We start from the raw sequence: 18,919 nt of genomic DNA on the forward strand, positions 1-18,919 counted from the left end.
CCATGCGAACCGCCTCAACCTTGAATTCCAGCGTGTACCGCGCCCTCGGGTTACCCATTGCTCAATCCTCCGTCACTGAAGTTTTACACACTCTCAGTAACGGATACGTTTTTCGAGGGCAAGGTCACATTCGGGCGTCAGTTTGACGTGCTCAACGACGTGCTCGGACCACTCACTGCTGGCAGCAACACGTGGGGGGGTAACCTAGCCGCCCATCCGTTCGAGAACGACAATCTGGCGGCTGACTCAGTTGTCGTCAACAATACGGTCAAGTACGTAAGCCCAACCTGGAGCGGGATCACATTCGAAGGGATGTACTCCTTCAGTAACAAGGCCGGGAGCTTTGCGAACAATCGTGCATATGGCGTTAGTGTGTCGTATGCGCAGGGTCCGGTTAACCTTGCAGGCGGCTACCTCCAGTTCAACAATCCGGGGGGCGGTGCCGTTGGCACCAATCAAAATGGCGCCATTTCGCAAGGCGATGGCAGCGCCAACTTTATCGCGGAGCGTCAGCGTATCTGGGGCGCAGGCGGCAACTACACGTTCGGCCCAGCAACCGTTGGCCTGGTATGGAGCCATACGCAGCTCGATAACATGACGAGCGTTATCTCCCTTGGCCTCGGCAGCTACCTGCCAATCAGCGGTACCCTACGGGTCGACAATTACGAGTTAAACGCACGCTACGCGATTACGCCGGCGTGGAGTGTATCCGGGGCATACACCTTCACGGATGGCGCATACAGCAATGGTGCGACGAACGCTTCCCCCGCATGGCATACGGCCATGCTCCAAACCGACTACTCGCTGAGCAAGCGCACTGACCTTTACCTCGAGGGTGTATATCAGCACGTGCATGGTGCACCGGCCGGGTCTGCGGTAGGCGAGGCGATGATCAACACCCTCTCGCCGTCTTCGACTGGCACGCAAGTGGCAGTCACGGTGGGCATGCGTCACCAGTTCTGAGTCCACGACCTTCATGACCGCGGCTTGGTCCCACGCTCGACATCGATCTGGTGTGGGGTCATGCCGCGAATGTCATTTGCTGCATTTGACTCAATACGCAGGCCGGACGGCAAATTCTGACGAGGCGGCATTTGTGTTATCCATGAACGGCCTGAAGTCTTCGGCTATCTGGCCGGGGATGAACGATGGGTGTAGCCAGCGAAGCATGGGTGTGCTGATTTTCTGAGGGAAGTCGAGGGTGTGCCTACACGGTGAAAGACGAGCAGGCGCGTAACGATGCCTTGTCAGCAGCACTGCTTGTGGAAGTTGCCAAGGCCATGCTGTCCGTCTGGGCGCTCGCGATCGACCACGGGGAAGCAGTCTTTGCACGCCGCAGCGAAGAGCTTGAGGCCGAGACAGCGTCCGCCTCGGCGCGGCTCGAATCCGTGCAGGTCGCCAACACAGGTTTGTAGACAGAAGTGCATCGCTCGCGCCGACGCGCCGGCGCGCACTACGAAACGCTCCCGCTGAGCCAAATGGCAAAACGCACGCGCGTCGCTCGGCGAGGCAACGGCGGGAGCGGGACCGCATCATAGCTGCTCGGGCCTTTGTTTACAGGGGGCAGCGGCCTAAGGTGTGAGAATTGCTATTACCCGAGGCTGCCTATTCAAGGGCGGGTAATGAAGTGATCCGGTCATCCAAATCGCCTTCTCGGGGACAACAGTTCGGCCTTTGACGACATTGGGGCTGGGCTGGTTCTACGCCGGCAATGCGGCGGAATGCCGACGGTGCCGGCTTCGAGCTGCCGGATGGCAGCTTCCTGCATCAGCGAACTCACATGTCCGACCCTCTGCTGCCGTTTGACCCAGTGCCGGCTGAACGGCCGCTTCGAAAACTATAACGGCCTCTCCCCTACGAACGACACCCCGCTTGTGCCGCGTTCGAGACGTGCCGCAGGGTGTGCGCTTTGATCGCACGACGGCCTCGCGATGTGCCGCCAATCGCCGTCCGTTTTCCTGGGGAATGTGTGCAACATGCGTTCGCGTCGTGCCGCATCGCTGGGAGCCTCGGCACACCGGTCGGCATCGCAAACAGCCCTTTCGGGAGCGGACATCTTCCGGTGCGGTGGCTCGCCCCAGTTCTGGAAGGGAAGTGAGCGTTTCGGATGACGCACGTTGGCGCCTGCAGCGTCACATGGGTTGCATGCCCACGATATAGCCGTCGTCCACCTTGAGCAGCAGCCGCGCGGGTTGGTCGAGCGACTGAAAGTAGCCCTCGGCGCGATTGAGTTCGCTTTCGATAGCTTCGCGGCTGTTCTTGACCTGGCTCACGAGTTCGCCGACCGCTGCAGAAGGTTTAGCTTACGCTGAGAGATCGTCGTGTCGAAGTCGGTCATCGCGGAAAGCTGGCCGATTCTCTGGCGCATCCGGGTGGTGGTCTCCGTGACGAACTGACCATCCTCCTTCAGCCGCTGCAGTGACGCCCAGATGTCCTTGCTTCGTTCGGTCCTCAACTGCTCGCCCACGCAGTTGCTCATCGCGGCCAATTGCAGATTCGACGCACGGGCGCGTATGGCGAGAAACGCCTCCTCGTAGTGGCGCGAGAGGCGCGCCAAATGCGCGGCGATGGCCTTGCGGGCACCATCGGTGCCGAACATGTCTGGATCCTGCACGCTCAGGATCGCGTCGATCCCGTGCTTGATATCGATCATCAAGAAATCTTCCAATTTGAGAAGCTCGCGGTGGTGCATTTCGAGCACCGCTTTGAGCCCCTCGGGCGGCGCCTCACCCGCGAGAGCGGCGCCCGCCACTTCGCTGACGTAGCGGATGATGCTGGTCAAGGACGACAACCGCTCGTTCTGCTGAAACTCCGCGATGGACTGCACCGTGGCCTTGATCTCCTCAAGTTCGCGCTGGATGTCGGCCATGTGCTTTTGGCCCACCGCGAACGAGGCCATCTGAAACAGCATATCGGCGCAAACGATCCGTGTGAGTGCGGACGGTTCGAGCAGGGTGCCGTGACTCGGCTTGCCGCCGGCCATCGTTACGAGTCGGTAGCCCTCCTGGCCTTTCGCCTTCGCGAGCGGGCCATTGATCACCACTTCCATATGGCGGGTCGACGCGACGTGCTTCGCTGTCGCGATATTCGGCACAAACGAAAGCAGCGGACCCAAGCGGCTGATGCCACCGTCGTCGGCGCTGAGGGGCTGCCAGCGCCTCACGCCAGGATCGGAGATTTGTGCCATTTCGACGATCGAACCGACCCCCTCCGCGTGCATGCAGAGGACGGCCGGGTGTTGCTTGCTCAGTGGCGCGGCCGGTTCGTCCGCGCCGGCGGCGTCGAGCAATTCGAGGACTACTCGACGCAGGTATGGTTGAGCACTTCCAGCACGATCGCACCGAGCGGGTATTCCTGCGCTTGCTCAAGGCTGGCGGCACCGGGCTGAACCTGACGGCCGCCTCGAGCGTCATCCATTTCGACCTCTGGTGGAACCCGGCGGTCAAGGCCCAGGCGACCGATCGCGACTACCTCATAGGACAGCGCAGCAATGTGCAGGTGCATCGCCTGATTACGGAGGCGACGTTCGACGAACGCATCAATGACATGAGTGTTCGCTGAGTTGTAAATGGGGCGCTGCGATGAGATGAGCGGTTGCGCGCTGCAGTTCCAGGACTTTGGCCGCTTGTTGCAGCCGGGCGTCAGCCTGGCCGATGGATTTTCTCCATCTATCCTTGCGTTGCGCCAACGAGTTCGTAACGCATGTTTTGAACTCCTTGATTTAGTTTGAGTTGGACGGCTCTGCCGATAGGGCTTGATTGCTCACGCGCTGGTTGACAAGTGGCTTGCAGAGTAATCTATCGACTCCGTCTATCTCAATGGGTGGCATAATTCGAGCGTTGCGACCTATCGCAATCGACAATTATGGGAGAACAGAACATGGCCAATAGTGACTACAAGACGTTGAAGGCACAACTCGATGCTTTGCAGGAGAAAACGGAAGCAGCACGCATTGCGGAATTGGAGGCATTGGTCGCTGACATTCGCGAAAAAGTCGCCGAATTCGGAATCACGGTCGAGCAGATTTTCGGTCGTCAACGCGTCGGCAAGGGTAAGAAGGTCGGTGCTCACGTGGCGGCAAAGTACCAGAACCCGAAGACGGGTGAAACCTGGAGCGGACGCGGTCGTGCTCCGGCGTGGATCAAGGACGTGAAGGACCGCGCTCGCTTTCTCATTGGCGCCGCGGCCGAGGCACAGAGTACCGCCGGGAATGCCGCGACCGGGACGGCAGCAAAGAAAGCCGCCGCAAAGACCCGAAAGGCCGACGCGAAATCCGTGAAATCGGCGGGCGCGACGGTGGCTCGCAAAAGCGGGCGCCCGTCGACTAATGTTGCCGCAAAAAAGACGACAAGCCAGCGCGCTCCTCGCGTGAAAAAGGCGGCAGGCGCCGTCAAGCCGGAAGTTGTCACCGAAGCCGCGAGCGAGTAACGGCGCGGATCAGGCAGGCGAGCGGCAAGGAAAGGATTGGTCCCTGCCGCTCGTTTTTGTCGGTTCTTCCTGCCGACGCCGCGTCGTTTTTCACCTGCTCCGGGTCAATCCGGCCCGGGGCCTGGATGTCGCCACTGTTATGCATGTGGGTTTGGAATGCCAACGTTTTATCGGATGAATCTGGCCCACTGGCGATGCGATCTTCGGATGGTTTTGCCGCCTTCAAGGTGCGAAGTCCGAATGGCCCGATTCAACGTCCTCAGATGACCACGCATCCAGCATCCCGTCGCGTCCCCCGCATCGTGGTGCGGCGCTCTCCCATCCATGGCCGCGGCGTATTTGCTCGTCGTGATCTAGCCCTTGGTGAGCTGCTCCTCGAGTACGTTGGTGAGCGTATCGATTGGGAGGTCGCCATCACCAGACCGCCAGCCGATCCCGCCAATCCGGATCACACCTTCTTCTTCGATCTCGGCGATGGGCGCGTCATCGATGGCGCGGCAGCGGGCAACTCGTCGCGTTGGATCAATCATTCGTGCGCGCCGAATTGCGAGGCAGAAAATCGAGGCGGCCGGATTTTTATTCGAGCGCTGCATGCGATCGATGCAGGTGACGAAATCAGCATTGATTACGCGCTCGCGGTTGACGGGCGCGTGACGCGCTCGATGCGCGATCGATATGCGTGCCGTTGTGGCGCGTCGACATGCCGCGGCACCATGCTGGCCGTTCGGAGGCGCCGTAAGCAGGCGCATGAGGGCGGCGTAGTCGATACGGCGCAAGGTCTGGTTGATCAACCATCTGCCTTGCCTCCAGACGCGGTGCGGTCAACGGTGCGCATTCTGGAGCGGCCGGGGTCCGACCGCCTCATCGTGTCGTGGCGGCAGGCCGGGCGGGGGTGTTACAGCGAGCAGCTTTGGACTGCATCGCTGGCGACTGCTGGCGGAATCTGCGCGGTGTCGGGACAGGCTTACGAACGCGGTGATGCGGTATTTCAGCCGACAGGTTCACCTGTACCGCTCAATCAGGCTGAGCGCATCTGCGCGGACAGTGTTGCGCACATTCCCATCGACGAGGTCGCGTGACGATGTCGTTGCCGACGAGCTTACTCAGTCACACGAAACTTGCTGTTTCACGGCCGTGACACCGTGTTTGGCTCGCCCATCACATGCGCGCTTCGTGGGCGATCCTGCATGCGGCAACGGGGACGACCTAGATATTGCTTGGGCGGGTGGCCACGTTGCCGCACTCACGGGGCTCGGGAATCGGAGACGAGGCCGTTCCGGCAAGGAATCGCTTCAGCTGCTGCTCGGCGTCAATCACCTTGTAACGTGGCGCGACATTCAGTTGCCAATCATGCAGCACGAGCAGTTGTTCGAATGCCGACACGGCGTCCGCTGCGAGGATCCACTCATTCGATTCATCCGCGTGCAAGTGCGTGGCTTCGACAGGATGCTCGACCGCCTTGTAGCGTTCGACGGGTTCGTCTCCGTAGCCAGCCTGCTGCAGGAACCACGCGATATACGTGGTGCGTATCAGCTCGTTGAAGAGAAACGCGTTCCCGTGACCGTCCCGGCAGGCCACCAGCGCAAGATGATGTGACAAGGACTGCGTCTGCACCGACGTTTTGTCCAGCGGCAACAACATGGCTTTTGTTAGGGTGCGTCGGGGCGCGGCGGACCGTCCGCGGCTTTTCTTGGAGCTCATCTTGCGTCACTTCGACCTGCTGGAGAAACATCTCGCCGGGTTAGTTCCTTGTCTCAACACCGATCAGGTGTTCACGGCATCCTTGAATGCTTTGCCGGCGGTAAACTTGACCGTTTTTGCGGCGGCAATTGTGATGGCTTCCCCGGTCGCCGGATTGCGGCCGGCCCGCTCAGCGCGCGCACCGGTGGAGAAAGAGCCAAAACCGATCAGTTGCACCGTATCGCCGCGCGTGACAGCGTGCGTCACGGCCGCGAGAATGGCATCAATTGCAGCGCCAGTGCTGGCTTTGCTGTCGCCCGTTGCGGCCGAAACAACGTCGATGAGTTCTTGCTTGTTCATTCGTGGATTCCTCAGTCATGTCCGCTAAAGGCGGATTTGGCCATTACCCTATAACATCTATCATGGAGAACGCAATTTCTGCCTCTTTGTTGCACATGTAACATTCGAAATCGAGGTCAACCAGGGGAGAATCGCCGCGTTGTACGGAGCAGATGTCGGGCGAAGCGCTCGTCCTGTCCGATGATACCGCTACGCTGCGATCTGGATGGACAATGAGGAAGGGTAGGTGGTGCCAGTGACGAATGCGATGCGAGCCAAGATATTGGCGCGAGTTGTGCCGCAAAGGTGCCATCATGATTGGCCGTGGCGAAACCGGCCTCGAAAATGCGCCGCGACCGACATGCTTTGCGCGCACGGTATCGATGAACAGATTATTCATGACGACTAGTAAAATTCAATCGCTGCACCAGCAACTCGGCCACGTCAACTTGCTTCTTGACGAGGCCCGGAAGAAGGAAAAGGCGGCAGTACTCGCAGCGATTCGCGAGCAGGTGAAGGAGTACGGCATCACGGAGGTGGAATTGCTCCGTGCGGCCGGCTTTGTGAAGGACAAGCCGAAGAAGCTGCCGGCCAAATACTACGATCCGTCATCGGGCAAATCGTGGACGGGTCGCGGCGCGTGCCCAAAGTGGCTGGCTGGCAAAAATCTGGATGACTATCTGATCCTCCCGGCTGCGAAGCCCTGGTGGCCAGGAGAAAATTGATAGGCGCGACCAATCTTTGCGCGTGCAAAATGATTGATTGCGCGTATTCGGCGAAGCCCCCGTCACCGCGTTTGGCCACGATGCCACAAGACCACTCGACGTAAACCAGAATCCTGTTGGCGCCCTAAATTGTGCGAGAATGCGTGCCGCCGCGGGTGTAGCTCAATGGTAGAGCAGAAGCCTTCCAAGCTTACGACGAGGGTTCGATTCCCTTCACCCGCTCCATCATGGGCCCGTAGCTCAGCTGGTTAGAGCAGTCGACTCATAAGTCGCCGGTTCAAGTCCGGCCAGGCCCACCATATGAACCCGGATGATGAGTGCGGAAGACACGGCGGGCGCAAAAGTGCGCCTGTAGAGGCCAACAGGACGTAGGCGCGAGCAATCGTTGATATGGCGCTATCGCGCAATACGAATGGCGATCTGCTCGTTGTGACCACCTATCCGCGACGTCGAGCGACGCGATCACCAACGGCGGTGACGAGAACTTCGTGGCAATGCGTTTGTGTGTGTTCGACGGCGGCACCAACGACACGTTCGGCCTCGCGCGAGGGAGTTTCACCTCCTTCTATACCAATACGAGCGTGACTCAGCCGCAGTCGACGCCGTACGCCTCCGATTCCACGCTTCCCGGCCGGCGGTATTGCCCAATGCGCTACGGGTTCAGAAGTTCGAAGTGGATTTCAAATATCCGTTTGTGCCGGCGTGCTATGCGGGCGCTCAATCCGCGCTGGGGAACGTTCATCACATCGACGCGCACGGCTCGACAGCCGATGGTCATTTCACATTCCTCGACCTTGCCTTGCTTGGACCTCATCCGATTCCACGCAGGATTCTGGGCAGGGGAGCAACGCAGGCTCATCGAGCTGCGAGTTCGTCTTTGTCGCGTTAAATATTCTGATAAACTAAAAACTTTCCCGGAAGATTTCCGAATAAACCACGCGATTTGAGGTTGTATGGCTAGCAAGACGCTTCAGCGCCTGATGGAGGAGGCACCGCGCGGGCAACCGCTCGACACGGAAATGCTGAAGGATATGGGCGTCAGCTCGGCACTCGCGACTTACATGGTCAAGGCGGGATGGCTGCAGCGACTGTCCAAGGGGGCCTACCTGCTCACGGGAGACAGCCCAAGCCGGGAGGGAATCGTCGCGTACCTGAGTCGACGAGTGCCAGGCCTGCATGTGGGGGGCAAGGCCGCACTCGACTGGCAAGCCGGACGTGACAACATCGACTTCCGTGCGAAGGTCATCTTATGGGCACAGAAATCCTACGAGATCCCGGTGTGGGTTGACGAGCACATGCGCTACGCGTTCCAGACCACCCAGATCTTCGACGACGAGCTGCCGTATGACGCGGGCCTCGAGCCACTGCCGAACGGCAATCCGCATGTGCTCGTTTCCGTTCCGGAACGTGCACTGCTCGAACTCGCCAGTGATATCGGCAAAGGGCAATCGATGGCGGAAGCGATCAACCTGATGGCGTCGCTGAGAAACATTCGGCCTTCCGTCCTCGAGCGATTCATGATGCACTGCAAGCGCGTCAAGGTTCTTCGGCTGGTTCGGGATCTGGGTAGGAGCAGCGACTATGCGTGGGGGGCAGACTTGCAGCGGTATGTCGACCGGATTGGCGCCGGGACGCGGTGGTCCAACGTCAACAAAGACGGCGAACGTCTTACGCTCAACCCAAAATGAACGATACCTACCTCGCTACGATCCGGTTGCGCCTCGCGATCGCCCCCAACGTCTTGCCGCTCTCGCATGCTGCTTGCAGTGCCCCGCACTGACCGCTGATCGGACATCGGGGCCTTGGTCCGGTCCTCTGAAAACGCTGCGACGACTTGATTGAAGCCACACAACGCTTGCCTCATGGAACTACCCCTATGTCGGACACTTTCGAGCTGGTTGCCATCTCCTTGCCGCCCGACATGGCGCCCGAGGCGTTGCCGGCTGCGGTGAAGTCGATGGTCGCCGACTGCTGGCCCGGCATGAGCCGGGGGCAACTCATTGCTCGCGCGCGTCGCCATGCGCTTCGACTCTCGTTGCGTGCGCGCGAAGCCTGCGCCCCGGGTGAGATCGGGCGGTTCTGTCTGTGCCTGACAGCAGACGGCGAAACCGCGCGTCTTATCGCGCACCTGCGACGTGTCCCCCGTCGTCGCAAGCTGATGCGGTCCGGGAAACCTGTGAGAAATTCCAGCACACCCCCACGGGATCCGCGTCAGACCTCGCTGTTTTGATAACGATGCTGTGGTGAGTGCCGATGCGGGAATACATCGGCCGAATGCAGCGCAGCGCCCCGCAATCCAAGTCCACCATCTCAGCAACAGTGAGCGTCGTCACGTCAATCGTTGGACGCGGGCGCATTGATCGAAACTGCATCATGCCCTGGCCGAGCTCGATACAATCGTCGAATCAGCATGGGGGATATCGCAATATGCGGCAACGGACATGCGCACCTGCCTGCCAGCGCCATCGGGATGAAGGCGCTGACGGATAACGTGAAGATGGGCGACGGAAAACCGCCGCGTGATGACTGGAACAATCTCACGCGCGATGAACTGCTGGCGGAACTGACGCGTCTTCAGGCAGAAAACGCGAGGCTCGCCGCATTGCTGCCGTCACACTTCCGATCGCAGGACGAACCAATACGGATCGCTCCGTGCGAGCCATCCGCGGCCGCCCGAAACCCTGACACGCCAATGCTGTCGCCGCAGCAGAAGGTACAGCTCTTCCGGCGACTGTTTCGCGGGCGCACCGATGGCTATCCCCTCCGGTGGGAAAGCCGGACCTCTGGCAAATCGGGCTACGCGCCGGCCTGCGCAAATGAATGGCGGGCCGGAATCTGCGAAAAACCCCGCATCCGATGCGCAGACTGCAGTCATCGCATGCTGCTGCCGCTCGATGATCAGGTGATCTATGGGCATCTGGCCGGCGATCATACAGTGGGACTTTATCCGCTGATGCCGGGTGGCACCTGCTACCTGCTCGCCGTCGATTTTGACGAGGCAGATTGGCGCAACGATGCGGCAGCCTTCCGCCAATCGTGCCGGGAGCTGGGCGTCCCGGTGTCGATTGAAATCTCCCGCTCAGGCCAGGGTGCGCACGCCTGGATTTTCTTTTCGTCGGCGATCGCTGCGCGCGACGCACGGCGCATGGGCTCGGCAATCATCAGCCACACCTGTGTCCAGACCCGGCAGCTCGAGCTTTCATCTTACGACCGGCTTTTTCCGAATCAGGATCTGCTGCCCAAAGGCGGTTTCGGCAACCTGATTGCGCTGCCGCTGCAGAAGCAGCCGAGAGAACACGGATACAGCGTGTTCGTCGACGATGATTTCCAGCCCTACGCTGACCAATGGGGCTATCTGGCGTCCGTGCATGGGATGGACGGACGTGACATCGAGGGTGTGATCTTTCGCGCTACAGGCGGCGCGCACCCACTCGACGTTGCGTTTATCGCCGAAGAAGATCAGGCCGAACCGTGGAAGCCTCCACCCACCCAGCCGAAGCGGCTGGCCGGACCGATGCCGGCATCACTGACGCTGACGCTCGCGAACCAGCTGTATCTCGAGAAGGCCGCGCTCCCGCAGGCGTTGCTCAATCGTCTGATTCGACTCGCGGCCTTCCAGAATCCGGAGTACTACCGAGCTCAAGCGCGCGGCTTCAGTGTCTGGGACACACCCCGCATCATCGGTCGCGCGGAGAATTGCCCGCGCCACATTGCATTGCCACGTGGTTGCCTCGACGACGTCATGACGCTGCTGTGCGACAACGGCATCGCCTGCGATATTCGGGACGAGCGTTGCGCTGGCGAGCCGGTTACGGTTTCGTTCGTCGGCACCTTGCGTGATGACCAGCAGGCAGCGGTAGCCGACCTGTTGCAACACGATATTGGCATCCTGCATGCGCAAACGGCTTTCGGAAAAACCGTGACGGCAGCCGCAATGATCGCGCGGCGCGGCGTCAACACGCTCGTGCTCGTGCATCGCCGGGAGCTGCTCGACCAGTGGCGTGAGCGTCTGCAATCATTTCTTGCGCTCGATCCGCGCGCCGTCGGGACGATTGGCGGCGGCAAGTCAAAAGCAACGGGCCTGATCGACATCGCGATGCTGCAGTCGGTCGCGCCGAGCGGTGCCCGCGGTGAGCTGTTGCGGCGCTACGGTCAGGTCATTGTCGATGAATGTCACCACGTTTGCGCCGACTCATTCGAAGCCGTGCTCAAGGCCGTTAATGCGCGCTATGTGTTGGGTCTGACTGCGACGCCTGTTCGGCGCGATAGTCAGCAACCCGTGATGTTCATGCTGTGTGGGCCGGTGCGCCATGTGGCGCGACCTCCGGCCAACGCGCCGCAGTTGCTCGAGGTCCTCCCGCAACGGCTCACCGCCGCGGTGGAGGTCGCGCCCGACGCGCCGATCCAGGAGGTGTTTGCGCGTCTGGCGCAGGACGCGTCACGCACGTGCATGATCGCCGAGGCAATCCGCGAGCAATACGGACAGGGCCGAAATGTGTTGGTGCTGACCGAGCGGACGGACCATTTGGAGAGCCTGCAGCAGGCGTTGGGGGACGCGGTCCAGCCGTTGTACGTACTGCATGGGCGCCTGGGCAGGAAGGCGCGTGCGGCGCAACTGGCTGCGCTTGGCGCACTGGCCGATGATGTGCCGCGCGTCGTGTTGGCGACGGGTAGATTGGTGGGGGAGGGTTTCGACCATCCGGCGCTGGACACGCTGGTGCTGGCTATGCCGATCTCGTGGAAAGGAACCCTGCAGCAGTATGCCGGGCGGTTGCACCGCGAGCACGTGGCCAAGATCAGCGTACAGGTGCTGGATTACGTCGACGGGGGGCATCCAGCGCTGCTGCGCATGTGGGAGAAGCGCCTGCGTGGCTACCGGGCCATGGGCTATCACGTGCATACGTCCGGGGAAGCGCTCCAACTGGCACTCGGCTGAAACCCGATTGTGCAACGGCGCCTCCGTGCGTCCCGACTTGAACCGGACCCGTCGCGGTTATTGAACCCGCGAACCCCGCGATCGGCAAGATTGTTCGGTCCGCGATTTGCACTTTTCAGCCGATCGCAGAATGAGAAGTTTGCCACTGGGTTAACGCGCATATGTGTGGATGAATAGTGCAGCTACTTTATTTTTGCGCCTGAAAAGGCGTCCTTGTTTAAGAGCTCTGGCCCGCTTCGCGCGGGCCCTTTTTCGTCAATCTTGTGCGCGTGACGGTGTTCGCGCGAACAGGCAGAGGCGAGTGCGGCGCGGTGACGAAACGGTAGTGGTCGTCGCATCCGATTGTAGAATTCGCGTCCGGTGAGAAGTGCCGCTCGTCAATCAGCGGGCGTGATCAGCCCGGTCACGGGATCCAATGGCGACGGCTCAAAACTGAGCGGTACATGGAATCGCTGCGCGCACGTTTTCATTCTGCAGGAGGAGCGATGTCTAACGAGGAGAATCCGATTGACGTCAAAGCCTTGGCGGCCGTCGGCTCGGAACGCCTGGCGACTTTGCTGGCCGAGGTGGCTATGACGAACCGGTGCATGCGGCGTCGGCTGCAGTTCGAACTGTGCACACATAAAGGGGAAACACGGTCGCCGCCGTTCGTCAATGGATCAGCGAATTTGGCGAGCAAACGTCGTTCCTAGACGCGGAACAGGTTGGTGAGCTGGCCGGGGAACTCGACGCGATGCGAGTCGCCGTTGTCTCGAATGTTTCCCGGGCTGCGTCGGATCTTGCGCCGGATCTGATGTGGCAGGTCTTCGCGCTAGCCGGAACCCTATTTGAACGCACGACCGCAGAGGGATGGGAAGTCAGCGGAGTTTTCGATCTGGCCTGCGCCGATCTCGTTAAAGTGAACGTCGACGCAGACGTAGCGCCTGGGGTGTTCGCCACGAGAGTTGTCGCTGCGATCAGCTCCAACCGGTACGGAGAGTACAGGGCTCTGATTCGGGCTATCGCATCCGCTCAACCGCAGGCGTCTGCGTACGTCTCCGAGCTCAAGGTCTTGCTCCATCGATTGCTGGGCAAGTCGCACGGACAGTACGACAGCCCGAATAGCGAGCGCGACCATGTTTTGCAGTGTGCATTGGGGGAACTCGATTCCCCATCTGCAACATAGACCGAATGGCGATTTTTGCCGCAACGCCCCTCAGAATGCCTTGGCCGGAAAGGGTTTGAGGAGCATTTCCAGATTTCGGGGGATGGGCGAAAAAGCCAACTTGCCGCCCGTCGGCGCCTGCGCGACACGCCGCCGCCGTGTACAACCCGCGCAATGCCCGAGCCCGACTACCGCGACCGCTACGCTAGCCTGATTGGCCGCACGTTGCGTGACTGTCTCGCGTCAACCAAAGGAACTTATCGAGACGTGCGGCACTCGTCATTGCTTCCTCGTACCGTGGCCGCAACCTGACCGTGCGCTAAAACAGCGTGACCAATTACGGGTCTTCAAATTTGAGGGTAGCGCCAGGCAGATTCCGTAGGTACGTGTGGCCGATCGCGAACTCATACATATCGCGGCTCGGTGTGTGATTCCTCAGGAGCGTGCTGCAAATTCTTGTTCAAGCGTTGTCCGGAATGCGGCAAACAACTGTTCGGTCATCCCTGGTTTTTCGGCGTCCAGCAGTAGCAGTCTATGCCCACCTCCCAGCATCTGATTGAGAATACGCGGATACGCTTCTCCGGGAGAAAGCGTTTCCACTACCTGCGCGCGAATCGCCGGGGAGACAAGCGATGCCATGTCGCGAGCAAGCAGAGCGGCCCCGGCGATGTCGGGATCAAAACCGTGAGCTTCTAGCAGGTCCATGGCATCTCCGGCATAAAGGCGATCATGGTTACCGGCCTCAGCATACTTCGCGAGCAGGAACCGCAGATCGGTAGCATCTCTGGCATGTTGCGTGTGTCTGTCTCGCCACGCGATGATCTTTAACATCGCGAGGGCAGGCAATGAGACGACGAGAACGACAAGATCGGAGGCTAATTCAATCTCCAGGGCCGCCTGCAGCGCTTCTTCAAAACCTGCGACGTTCATCCGAACCGCCCCATCCGGGGGCCAACCGATCTCTCGCTCACCGTCTTCCTCGATGCCCCCAAACGGCACGATGTCCAGCCACATCCGGTGCTCGATTCCCGGGACAACGTAGTTCAGTCGTTGCGCCTCGTCGCTTTGCTCAAATCGCCCCGTTGCGACAAGGGTGGCGCGCAGTGCTCGGTCGCCTTGCCAGCTCCCAATGCTCACGCCAATATCGACGTCGGCGGTAGCGCGTGACTGTTCGATGCCGAAGCGGTGCGTGGTAAGGATGTCGCGCGCCGTTGCGCCGCCGACGAACCATTGCGCACCGGCGGCATTCGCTGCGAATGAGACTCCACGCAATACGGCAACTGAGATCTCGGGAAAAGGGTGGCTATCAAGCAGCTTGATTGGCATGTTTGATGTATTGGTCACGAATCATCCGGGCGGTTTCGAGGTTGCGCGAATCACCGCTTGCGACGAGATCCGCGTAGACGAGCGCGGGATAGACGACGTTATCGACGAGACCTGGAGTAGGGCCCAATACGACTGGTGTCGTCAGAACTTCAACGTTGCCCGTCGGATCTGGCCGCAGCCGGGCGCGAGTGATCAGCTCCTTGGGGATACCTTTTTGGCTGTACACCGTGATCATCTCGGGTTTCAGGTAGTGCGTCACGAGTGCCGCGGCCGACTCGCCGCCGAACATCCAGTCGGAATTGGGGGAGGCCATCTCGGCCCACCAGTCCGGGGCCGCCGCACGATACCGGCCGAGTTGCAGAGAAGGTCGTAGCAGCGAGGGATACAAGGTGACCCATTCATCAAGCAACCGGTCGTAATCGGCGAAGGCCGTCGATCCGTCGGAGCGCTGGATCAGGTCCCTGCGCTGCAATAAGGTCTGCACCGTGATCTGCGCGGTACCCGTGCTGACTTTGGCAAATCCAGCGATGTCGCGTCGGCCCTGGTTGACCAACGCGGGCTTGACCAGCAGCGCCAGGATGACCTGCAAGGACCGCTTGGACCACAGGCTGGGCCTGGAACGACCAACCGTCGTTGCACGCGGCCGGCCTGATACCAGAATGATGTTCTTCTGCTCGCGCAGAAATGCGTTGCCGGACGCGTCGATCGCATTGATCCCAAGCGTGCGGCAGGCGTCAATGAGGGTCGGCGTGAGATACGACGTGACGAGCAAAAAATGTCCCGCATCTTGCATGCGGGCGGTGGCGGTGACGGCCGCGAGTCGCTCCTGACGGTCAATTGACGGGACCACCATAGCCAGGCGGCTGATTCGAGGTTCCAGCCCGAATTCAACCGTTCCATCGTACCTCGTATGGGGGGGCGGCGCGCTCACACACGTGTCGATGCCCGAGGCTGCACTGAAAGCCTGCGCGGCCGCCTCGACCAGTGGATGTGGCTCAACCGTTGATGTGTTCATCAACAACTCCGTTCAGTTTTCTTGAGTGTACACGCGCCGTGAACGGATTGAAATGTTGAACACGCCAATGGTTCAAGAATCCACGCTGTTCACGAACCGTGAACGACAAGAAAAATCGAACAAGCTCTCGCCAGTGCGGGTGGTGGGGATGGGGAGCCTTTGATTTCGATGCAGTTTACCGGTGTAGGCCGATCTAGATGCGACAAGGCTTAGCGCATCGGCTTATACACAACGCTGTCCGTCGCTCAAGCGCTCGGAGCAAGCCGTTTGAGATCAATGAGATATGCCGGGGCTTGTAAACTTTCGGCGCGTCGCGATTTACTCTCGCTTTTTGCGTGAACGCCTTGGCTCTGGAAGCACCCGGCTGGACGGAAACCGAATTTGCCGACCTTGACCTTGGCGACGCGCGCTTGAACAAGCGAGCGAGGACATTGATGGAACGATTGTCGGCCAAGCCGACGGCTGGCGTACCGCAGGCGTGTCGGGGCTGGGGCGAGACGATGGCGGCGTACCGCTTCTTCGACAACGAGGAGATCGAGTGGGGTGCGATTCTGGAGCCGCACTGGCGGCAGACCGAGCAACGAATGGCCGCTGAGTCGGTCGTGTTGTGCCTGCAGGACACGACGGAGCTGGATTTCAACGGTCGGCAGGCAACGGGCCTGGGGCCGTTGTCTTACGAAGCGCAGCGCGGAATGTATTTGCATTCGACCTACGCAGTGACGCCTGAGCGGCTGCCGCTGGGGGTACTGGACGCGTGGATGTGGGCGCGTGAACCCAAGGACGCGCAGGGCAAACGCGGCGGCCTCAAGGAAAGCCTGCGCTGGATCGAGGGTTACGAGCGGGTCGCGGAAACGGCATCGAGCCTGCCGCACACGCGACTGGTGTACGTCGCTGATCGCGAGGCAGACATGATCGCGCTGATGGTGCGGGCGCAAGAATTGGGTACGCCGGCGGATTGGCTGATTCGCTCGACCCACGACCGCGCGCTGCCCGAGGGAGCGAAGCTGTGGGCGACGACGACAGAAGGTGTACCGCTTGGCGAGATTGCCTTTACGCTGGGCTCGCGTCACGGCGTGAAGGCACGCCAAGTGCGTCAGCACGTGTGGCTGCAGCGCATCGAACTGCCGGCCGGCGTGGGTCAAAGCGTGGCGGCCACGTGTCTGGTGGCGCGCGAGTTCGATGCGCCAAGCGGCGTCAAGCCGATCGAATGGCGTCTGCTGACCAACCGCGAAGCCACGACGTTGCAGGAAGCGATAGAACTGATCGACTGGTATCGGGCGCGCTGGGAAATCGAGATTCTGTTCAATGTGCTGAAGAACGGTTGCCGTGTCGAAGCGCTGCAATTGGGCGCAATCGAACGGCTCGAACGCGCGTTGGCACTGTATCTGGTCGTGGCTTGGCGGATCACCCATCTGATGCATATGGGCCGCAGTTGCCCCGATCTGGATGCCGAACTGTTCTTCGATGCCGATGAAATTCGCGGTGCGTATTTGCTGACCGACGTCAAGCAGCCGGCCAAGCCCAAGCTCAACGAGGTGCTGCGCTTGGTCGCGCGCCTGGGCGAATTCCTCGGCCGCAAGGGCGACGGCGAACCCGGCGCAAAAGCTATCTGGCTGGGACTCAAAGAGGTTCATGTCGCTGCCAAGACATTGCAGAAGTTACGAGCCGGCGGTCACGCCGGAAATTGTGTATAAGCCGATGGGCTTAGCGTTCCACCCCTAAAACAATATCCAATTAAATCAGTTCATGACTGGTCTTTCCGTCGTTCCTCAACACCTCTTCACCGAGCCCCGGCCGGCGACGGCATGCGCTGGCCGGCGTCTTGAAGCCTGTATGGACGCGATAAGAAAACTTATTGCCGCTGACCCGAGCCGCTAGCAGACGGTGGCATGTGGTCCGGCTGGAACAACGCGGACATGATGCGGCGCGGGCAATGCTTTGCAAAGGCGCCGCTTGTGGCAAATGTCGAGTGGGAGCAGTGCGTGAGCGCCGCGGAGGCCAGTGCCGGCGCGGCGGTGCTGCAGCTGACTGCTACCGAGGCGGCGCATGCGCAGCGGACGATGAGCGCGACGATCGACCGGCTATTTGTCCGCGCGCGACTTGCGGCGGCAGGCCGACCACGTGCGTCAAGCAGTCGATCATCAGTCGCAGGTCTTCACGGCGCGCTCCAGCCAGGGGGTGCTGCGGCGAGCTGGCGAATGGGTTCGGGCGCGCGCGGCGAACTAAAGATGAGGCAATTTGGGAAGTAATTCATGGAAGACGATCCGGCGCCGGAGTCATGTCCGCGCTCCGCCGCATGCCGCCGTGCGCCGGCATCTACAGACTTTAGTTCCCTCTGCAGCGCCGGCGCTGTGCACTGGGCAGGCAACGAAATGCTATGACTCGGCGCGAGGCGAGATCTGGACCGTCCCCAAGAGGAATGGGCTTGATGCGCAAACGATCAGTTACGGGTAATCGAAATCACGATGTTTTTCGACGAGCCCAAGGATCCTGTCCCGGAGAAAGCCGCACCGAGAATCGTACCGCTCACGGTCGCCGCCGAGTAGTACTGCGTACCATTTGTGACAGTTTTGTAGTTCAAGTAATTTTGCTGTTGCATTCCGGCCGCGGTGAAACTGAACTCGTTACTCCGCGTCCACGAGAGCGAGATCGCGGCATTGCCCGAGAAGGGCGTCTGGTTGAACGTGCAGTTCCACGTAATTAAATCGCAGCCGTACGAGAAGGTCGCACCCGTGAGGCTGCTGCCACTCGTGTTGAGGCGCGCATTCCGCCCATTCACCGCAAAATCCGCGGCGGGAAAGACCCCATAGAGGGTCACGCCGGAGCAGTAATACGAATTGGCCGAGTAGTAGCACTTCGAAGTGTACAGGTTCAGATAATTGGTCGCCCCGGATCCGGAGCCGTCTTGGTTGACAGTGAGGTTTGTCGTCGAGTTCAAGTCTGAAAAGCTTGCGGCGGCGGTCGCGCCGGAGCCACTGAAATGACTCACGTCAGTTTGCGCAAAGGCGAACGCGGGAAAGCTGAGAACAGCAACCCCGGTAATAACCGTGGCGATCCATCGCATCGTGGTGGTTTTAAATAGGCTAGCCTTTATGAGTCTTCGCGCGTGTGCCGGTGCATGATTGGATTCTTCCGGCTGAGCAGACGCAGAGGGTCCCGCGAGCGAGAACGCGCCGGCGCGCAGTGTTCTCTTGAGGAACGAAATCAAGTCTTTCATGGCGACCTCCAACGAGCCAAATCAGGTTATGGGAATGCCCGAATCGCGCGGAAGAAAGTTCTAAGAGCAAAAGGGGCCCACGCGATGCCCGACTCTTGCTTTCATCATG

Annotated in this window: 20 protein-coding genes, 2 tRNA genes and 2 pseudogenes; 16 read left to right on the plus strand and 8 right to left on the minus strand. The window is 60.4% G+C overall.

Translation table 11 applies throughout. The features are described from left to right. The first annotated feature begins 75 nt into the window (after positions 1 to 75). Together G3N94_RS18165 and G3N94_RS18170 are read left to right on the plus strand one after the other, a co-directional pair. Positions 76 to 963 carry a porin gene (locus G3N94_RS18165; RefSeq protein WP_241021929.1) on the plus strand — a complete coding sequence of 296 codons (888 nt, stop codon included), beginning with the start codon at positions 76 to 78 and terminating at the stop codon, positions 961 to 963. A gap of 251 nt (positions 964 to 1,214) precedes the next feature. After that, positions 1,215 to 1,415: a hypothetical protein gene (locus G3N94_RS18170; RefSeq protein ID WP_277398555.1), complete on the plus strand. Its 201-nt coding sequence runs from the start codon at positions 1,215 to 1,217 to the stop codon at positions 1,413 to 1,415. 717 nt (positions 1,416 to 2,132) lie between these two features. Here G3N94_RS18170 and G3N94_RS18175 read toward each other — a convergent pair. Both G3N94_RS18175 and G3N94_RS18180 read right to left on the minus strand, forming a co-directional pair. Continuing rightward, positions 2,133 to 2,273 carry a hypothetical protein gene (locus tag G3N94_RS18175; protein ID WP_205794003.1) on the minus strand — a complete coding sequence of 47 codons (141 nt, stop codon included), beginning with the start codon at positions 2,271 to 2,273 and terminating at the stop codon, positions 2,133 to 2,135. Further along, the gene (locus G3N94_RS18180) at positions 2,270 to 3,289 is read right to left on the minus strand and encodes a hypothetical protein (protein WP_205794004.1); all 1,020 of its coding nucleotides are present in this window, start codon (positions 3,287 to 3,289) and stop codon (positions 2,270 to 2,272) included. Before G3N94_RS18180 ends, G3N94_RS18175 begins: the two co-directional genes overlap by 4 nt. 23 nt (positions 3,290 to 3,312) lie before the next feature. Between G3N94_RS18180 and G3N94_RS18185 the strand changes: the two genes are divergently transcribed. Further along, complete coding sequence (locus G3N94_RS18185) at positions 3,313 to 3,561, plus strand: C-terminal helicase domain-containing protein (protein WP_205794005.1); 249 nt, start codon at positions 3,313 to 3,315, stop codon at positions 3,559 to 3,561. A gap of 318 nt (positions 3,562 to 3,879) precedes the next feature. Further along, positions 3,880 to 4,176 (plus strand): annotated as a pseudogene (locus G3N94_RS42450) (H-NS histone family protein); the annotation flags it as partial. 229 nt (positions 4,177 to 4,405) lie between these two features. Here the strand turns inward: G3N94_RS42450 and G3N94_RS18195 are convergent. After that, on the minus strand, positions 4,406 to 4,654 hold the full coding sequence (locus tag G3N94_RS18195; protein WP_205794007.1) for a hypothetical protein: 249 nt from the start codon (positions 4,652 to 4,654) through the stop codon (positions 4,406 to 4,408). Between the two features lie 37 nt (positions 4,655 to 4,691). On the opposite strand from G3N94_RS18195, the pseudogene G3N94_RS43225 reads away from it, so the two are divergent. Together G3N94_RS43225 and G3N94_RS43230 are read left to right on the plus strand one after the other, a co-directional pair. Continuing rightward, a pseudogene (locus G3N94_RS43225) lies at positions 4,692 to 5,186 on the plus strand (SET domain-containing protein-lysine N-methyltransferase); the annotation flags it as partial. Between the two features lie 69 nt (positions 5,187 to 5,255). After that, entirely contained in the window at positions 5,256 to 5,507 is a 252-nt protein-coding gene (locus G3N94_RS43230) for a DUF3331 domain-containing protein (RefSeq protein WP_346778711.1), read from the plus strand. Positions 5,508 to 5,634: 127 nt separating this feature from the next. Here the strand turns inward: G3N94_RS43230 and G3N94_RS18205 are convergent, their stop codons facing one another. Both G3N94_RS18205 and G3N94_RS18210 read right to left on the minus strand, forming a co-directional pair. Next, a complete protein-coding gene (locus G3N94_RS18205; RefSeq protein WP_241021925.1) occupies positions 5,635 to 6,129 on the minus strand; it encodes a hypothetical protein in 495 nt (164 codons plus the stop codon). A 63-nt stretch (positions 6,130 to 6,192) separates the two neighbouring features. After that, on the minus strand, positions 6,193 to 6,468 hold the full coding sequence (locus G3N94_RS18210; RefSeq protein WP_205794009.1) for an HU family DNA-binding protein: 276 nt from the start codon (positions 6,466 to 6,468) through the stop codon (positions 6,193 to 6,195). A 377-nt stretch (positions 6,469 to 6,845) separates the two neighbouring features. Here G3N94_RS18210 and G3N94_RS18215 point away from each other — a divergent pair, with 377 nt between their 5' ends. From G3N94_RS18215 to G3N94_RS43235, 9 genes are all read left to right on the plus strand, one after another. Further along, positions 6,846 to 7,172, plus strand: a complete 327-nt coding sequence (locus G3N94_RS18215; protein WP_205794034.1) for an H-NS histone family protein — start codon at positions 6,846 to 6,848, stop codon at positions 7,170 to 7,172. A gap of 151 nt (positions 7,173 to 7,323) precedes the next feature. Next, positions 7,324 to 7,397 (plus strand) — tRNA-Gly (locus tag G3N94_RS18220). Between the two features lie 4 nt (positions 7,398 to 7,401). Further along, positions 7,402 to 7,471 (plus strand) — tRNA-OTHER (locus G3N94_RS18225). Positions 7,472 to 7,660: 189 nt separating this feature from the next. Next, a complete protein-coding gene (locus G3N94_RS18230) occupies positions 7,661 to 8,119 on the plus strand; it encodes a hypothetical protein (RefSeq protein WP_205794010.1) in 459 nt (152 codons plus the stop codon). A 6-nt stretch (positions 8,120 to 8,125) separates the two neighbouring features. Further along, positions 8,126 to 8,860 carry a type IV toxin-antitoxin system AbiEi family antitoxin domain-containing protein gene (locus tag G3N94_RS18235; RefSeq protein ID WP_205794011.1) on the plus strand — a complete coding sequence of 245 codons (735 nt, stop codon included), beginning with the start codon at positions 8,126 to 8,128 and terminating at the stop codon, positions 8,858 to 8,860. A gap of 188 nt (positions 8,861 to 9,048) precedes the next feature. Next, a complete protein-coding gene (locus G3N94_RS18240) occupies positions 9,049 to 9,402 on the plus strand; it encodes a hypothetical protein (protein WP_205794012.1) in 354 nt (117 codons plus the stop codon). 180 nt (positions 9,403 to 9,582) lie between these two features. After that, positions 9,583 to 12,108, plus strand: a complete 2,526-nt coding sequence (locus G3N94_RS18245; RefSeq protein ID WP_346778710.1) for a DEAD/DEAH box helicase family protein — start codon at positions 9,583 to 9,585, stop codon at positions 12,106 to 12,108. Positions 12,109 to 12,551: 443 nt separating this feature from the next. Next, a complete protein-coding gene (locus G3N94_RS42455) occupies positions 12,552 to 12,800 on the plus strand; it encodes a hypothetical protein (RefSeq protein WP_241021926.1) in 249 nt (82 codons plus the stop codon). Further along, a complete protein-coding gene (locus G3N94_RS43235) occupies positions 12,767 to 13,273 on the plus strand; it encodes a DUF6880 family protein (RefSeq protein WP_346778712.1) in 507 nt (168 codons plus the stop codon). The genes G3N94_RS42455 and G3N94_RS43235 overlap by 34 nt, the downstream gene beginning before the upstream one ends. 414 nt (positions 13,274 to 13,687) lie before the next feature. Here the strand turns inward: G3N94_RS43235 and G3N94_RS18255 are convergent, their stop codons facing one another. Next, positions 13,688 to 14,578, minus strand: a complete 891-nt coding sequence (locus tag G3N94_RS18255; RefSeq protein ID WP_205794013.1) for a nucleotidyl transferase AbiEii/AbiGii toxin family protein — start codon at positions 14,576 to 14,578, stop codon at positions 13,688 to 13,690. Continuing rightward, on the minus strand, positions 14,559 to 15,593 hold the full coding sequence (locus G3N94_RS18260) for a type IV toxin-antitoxin system AbiEi family antitoxin (RefSeq protein WP_205794014.1): 1,035 nt from the start codon (positions 15,591 to 15,593) through the stop codon (positions 14,559 to 14,561). The genes G3N94_RS18255 and G3N94_RS18260 overlap by 20 nt, the downstream gene beginning before the upstream one ends. Positions 15,594 to 15,943: 350 nt before the next feature. Between G3N94_RS18260 and G3N94_RS18265 the strand changes: the two genes are divergently transcribed. Beyond that, entirely contained in the window at positions 15,944 to 17,287 is a 1,344-nt protein-coding gene (locus G3N94_RS18265; protein WP_205794036.1) for an IS4 family transposase, read from the plus strand. A gap of 746 nt (positions 17,288 to 18,033) precedes the next feature. On the opposite strand, the gene G3N94_RS18270 is transcribed toward G3N94_RS18265, so the two are convergent. Beyond that, positions 18,034 to 18,810 carry a hypothetical protein gene (locus G3N94_RS18270; protein WP_205794015.1) on the minus strand — a complete coding sequence of 259 codons (777 nt, stop codon included), beginning with the start codon at positions 18,808 to 18,810 and terminating at the stop codon, positions 18,034 to 18,036. Positions 18,811 to 18,919: the final 109 nt, after the last annotated feature.

The sequence above is a fragment of the Burkholderia sp. Ac-20353 genome (genome assembly GCF_017104785.1).
Classification (GTDB): Bacteria; Pseudomonadota; Gammaproteobacteria; order Burkholderiales; family Burkholderiaceae; genus Burkholderia.

Bases quoted from the DNA above. Each gene is read 5' to 3' on its own strand.
- G3N94_RS18185 (WP_205794005.1), top strand. From the start codon at position 3,313: ATGGTTGAGCACTTCCAGCACGATCGCACCGAGCGGGTATTCCTGCGC.
- G3N94_RS18205 (WP_241021925.1), bottom strand. From the start codon at position 6,129: ATGAGCTCCAAGAAAAGCCGCGGACGGTCCGCCGCGCCCCGACGCACC.
- G3N94_RS18210 (WP_205794009.1), bottom strand. From the start codon at position 6,468: ATGAACAAGCAAGAACTCATCGACGTTGTTTCGGCCGCAACGGGCGAC.
- G3N94_RS18215 (WP_205794034.1), top strand. From the start codon at position 6,846: ATGACGACTAGTAAAATTCAATCGCTGCACCAGCAACTCGGCCACGTC.
- G3N94_RS18235 (WP_205794011.1), top strand. From the start codon at position 8,126: ATGGCTAGCAAGACGCTTCAGCGCCTGATGGAGGAGGCACCGCGCGGG.
- G3N94_RS18240 (WP_205794012.1), top strand. From the start codon at position 9,049: ATGTCGGACACTTTCGAGCTGGTTGCCATCTCCTTGCCGCCCGACATG.
- G3N94_RS18245 (WP_346778710.1), top strand. From the start codon at position 9,583: ATGGGGGATATCGCAATATGCGGCAACGGACATGCGCACCTGCCTGCC.
- G3N94_RS42455 (WP_241021926.1), top strand. From the start codon at position 12,552: ATGGAATCGCTGCGCGCACGTTTTCATTCTGCAGGAGGAGCGATGTCT.
- G3N94_RS18255 (WP_205794013.1), bottom strand. From the start codon at position 14,578: ATGCCAATCAAGCTGCTTGATAGCCACCCTTTTCCCGAGATCTCAGTT.
- G3N94_RS18260 (WP_205794014.1), bottom strand. From the start codon at position 15,593: ATGAACACATCAACGGTTGAGCCACATCCACTGGTCGAGGCGGCCGCG.
- G3N94_RS18270 (WP_205794015.1), bottom strand. From the start codon at position 18,810: ATGAAAGACTTGATTTCGTTCCTCAAGAGAACACTGCGCGCCGGCGCG.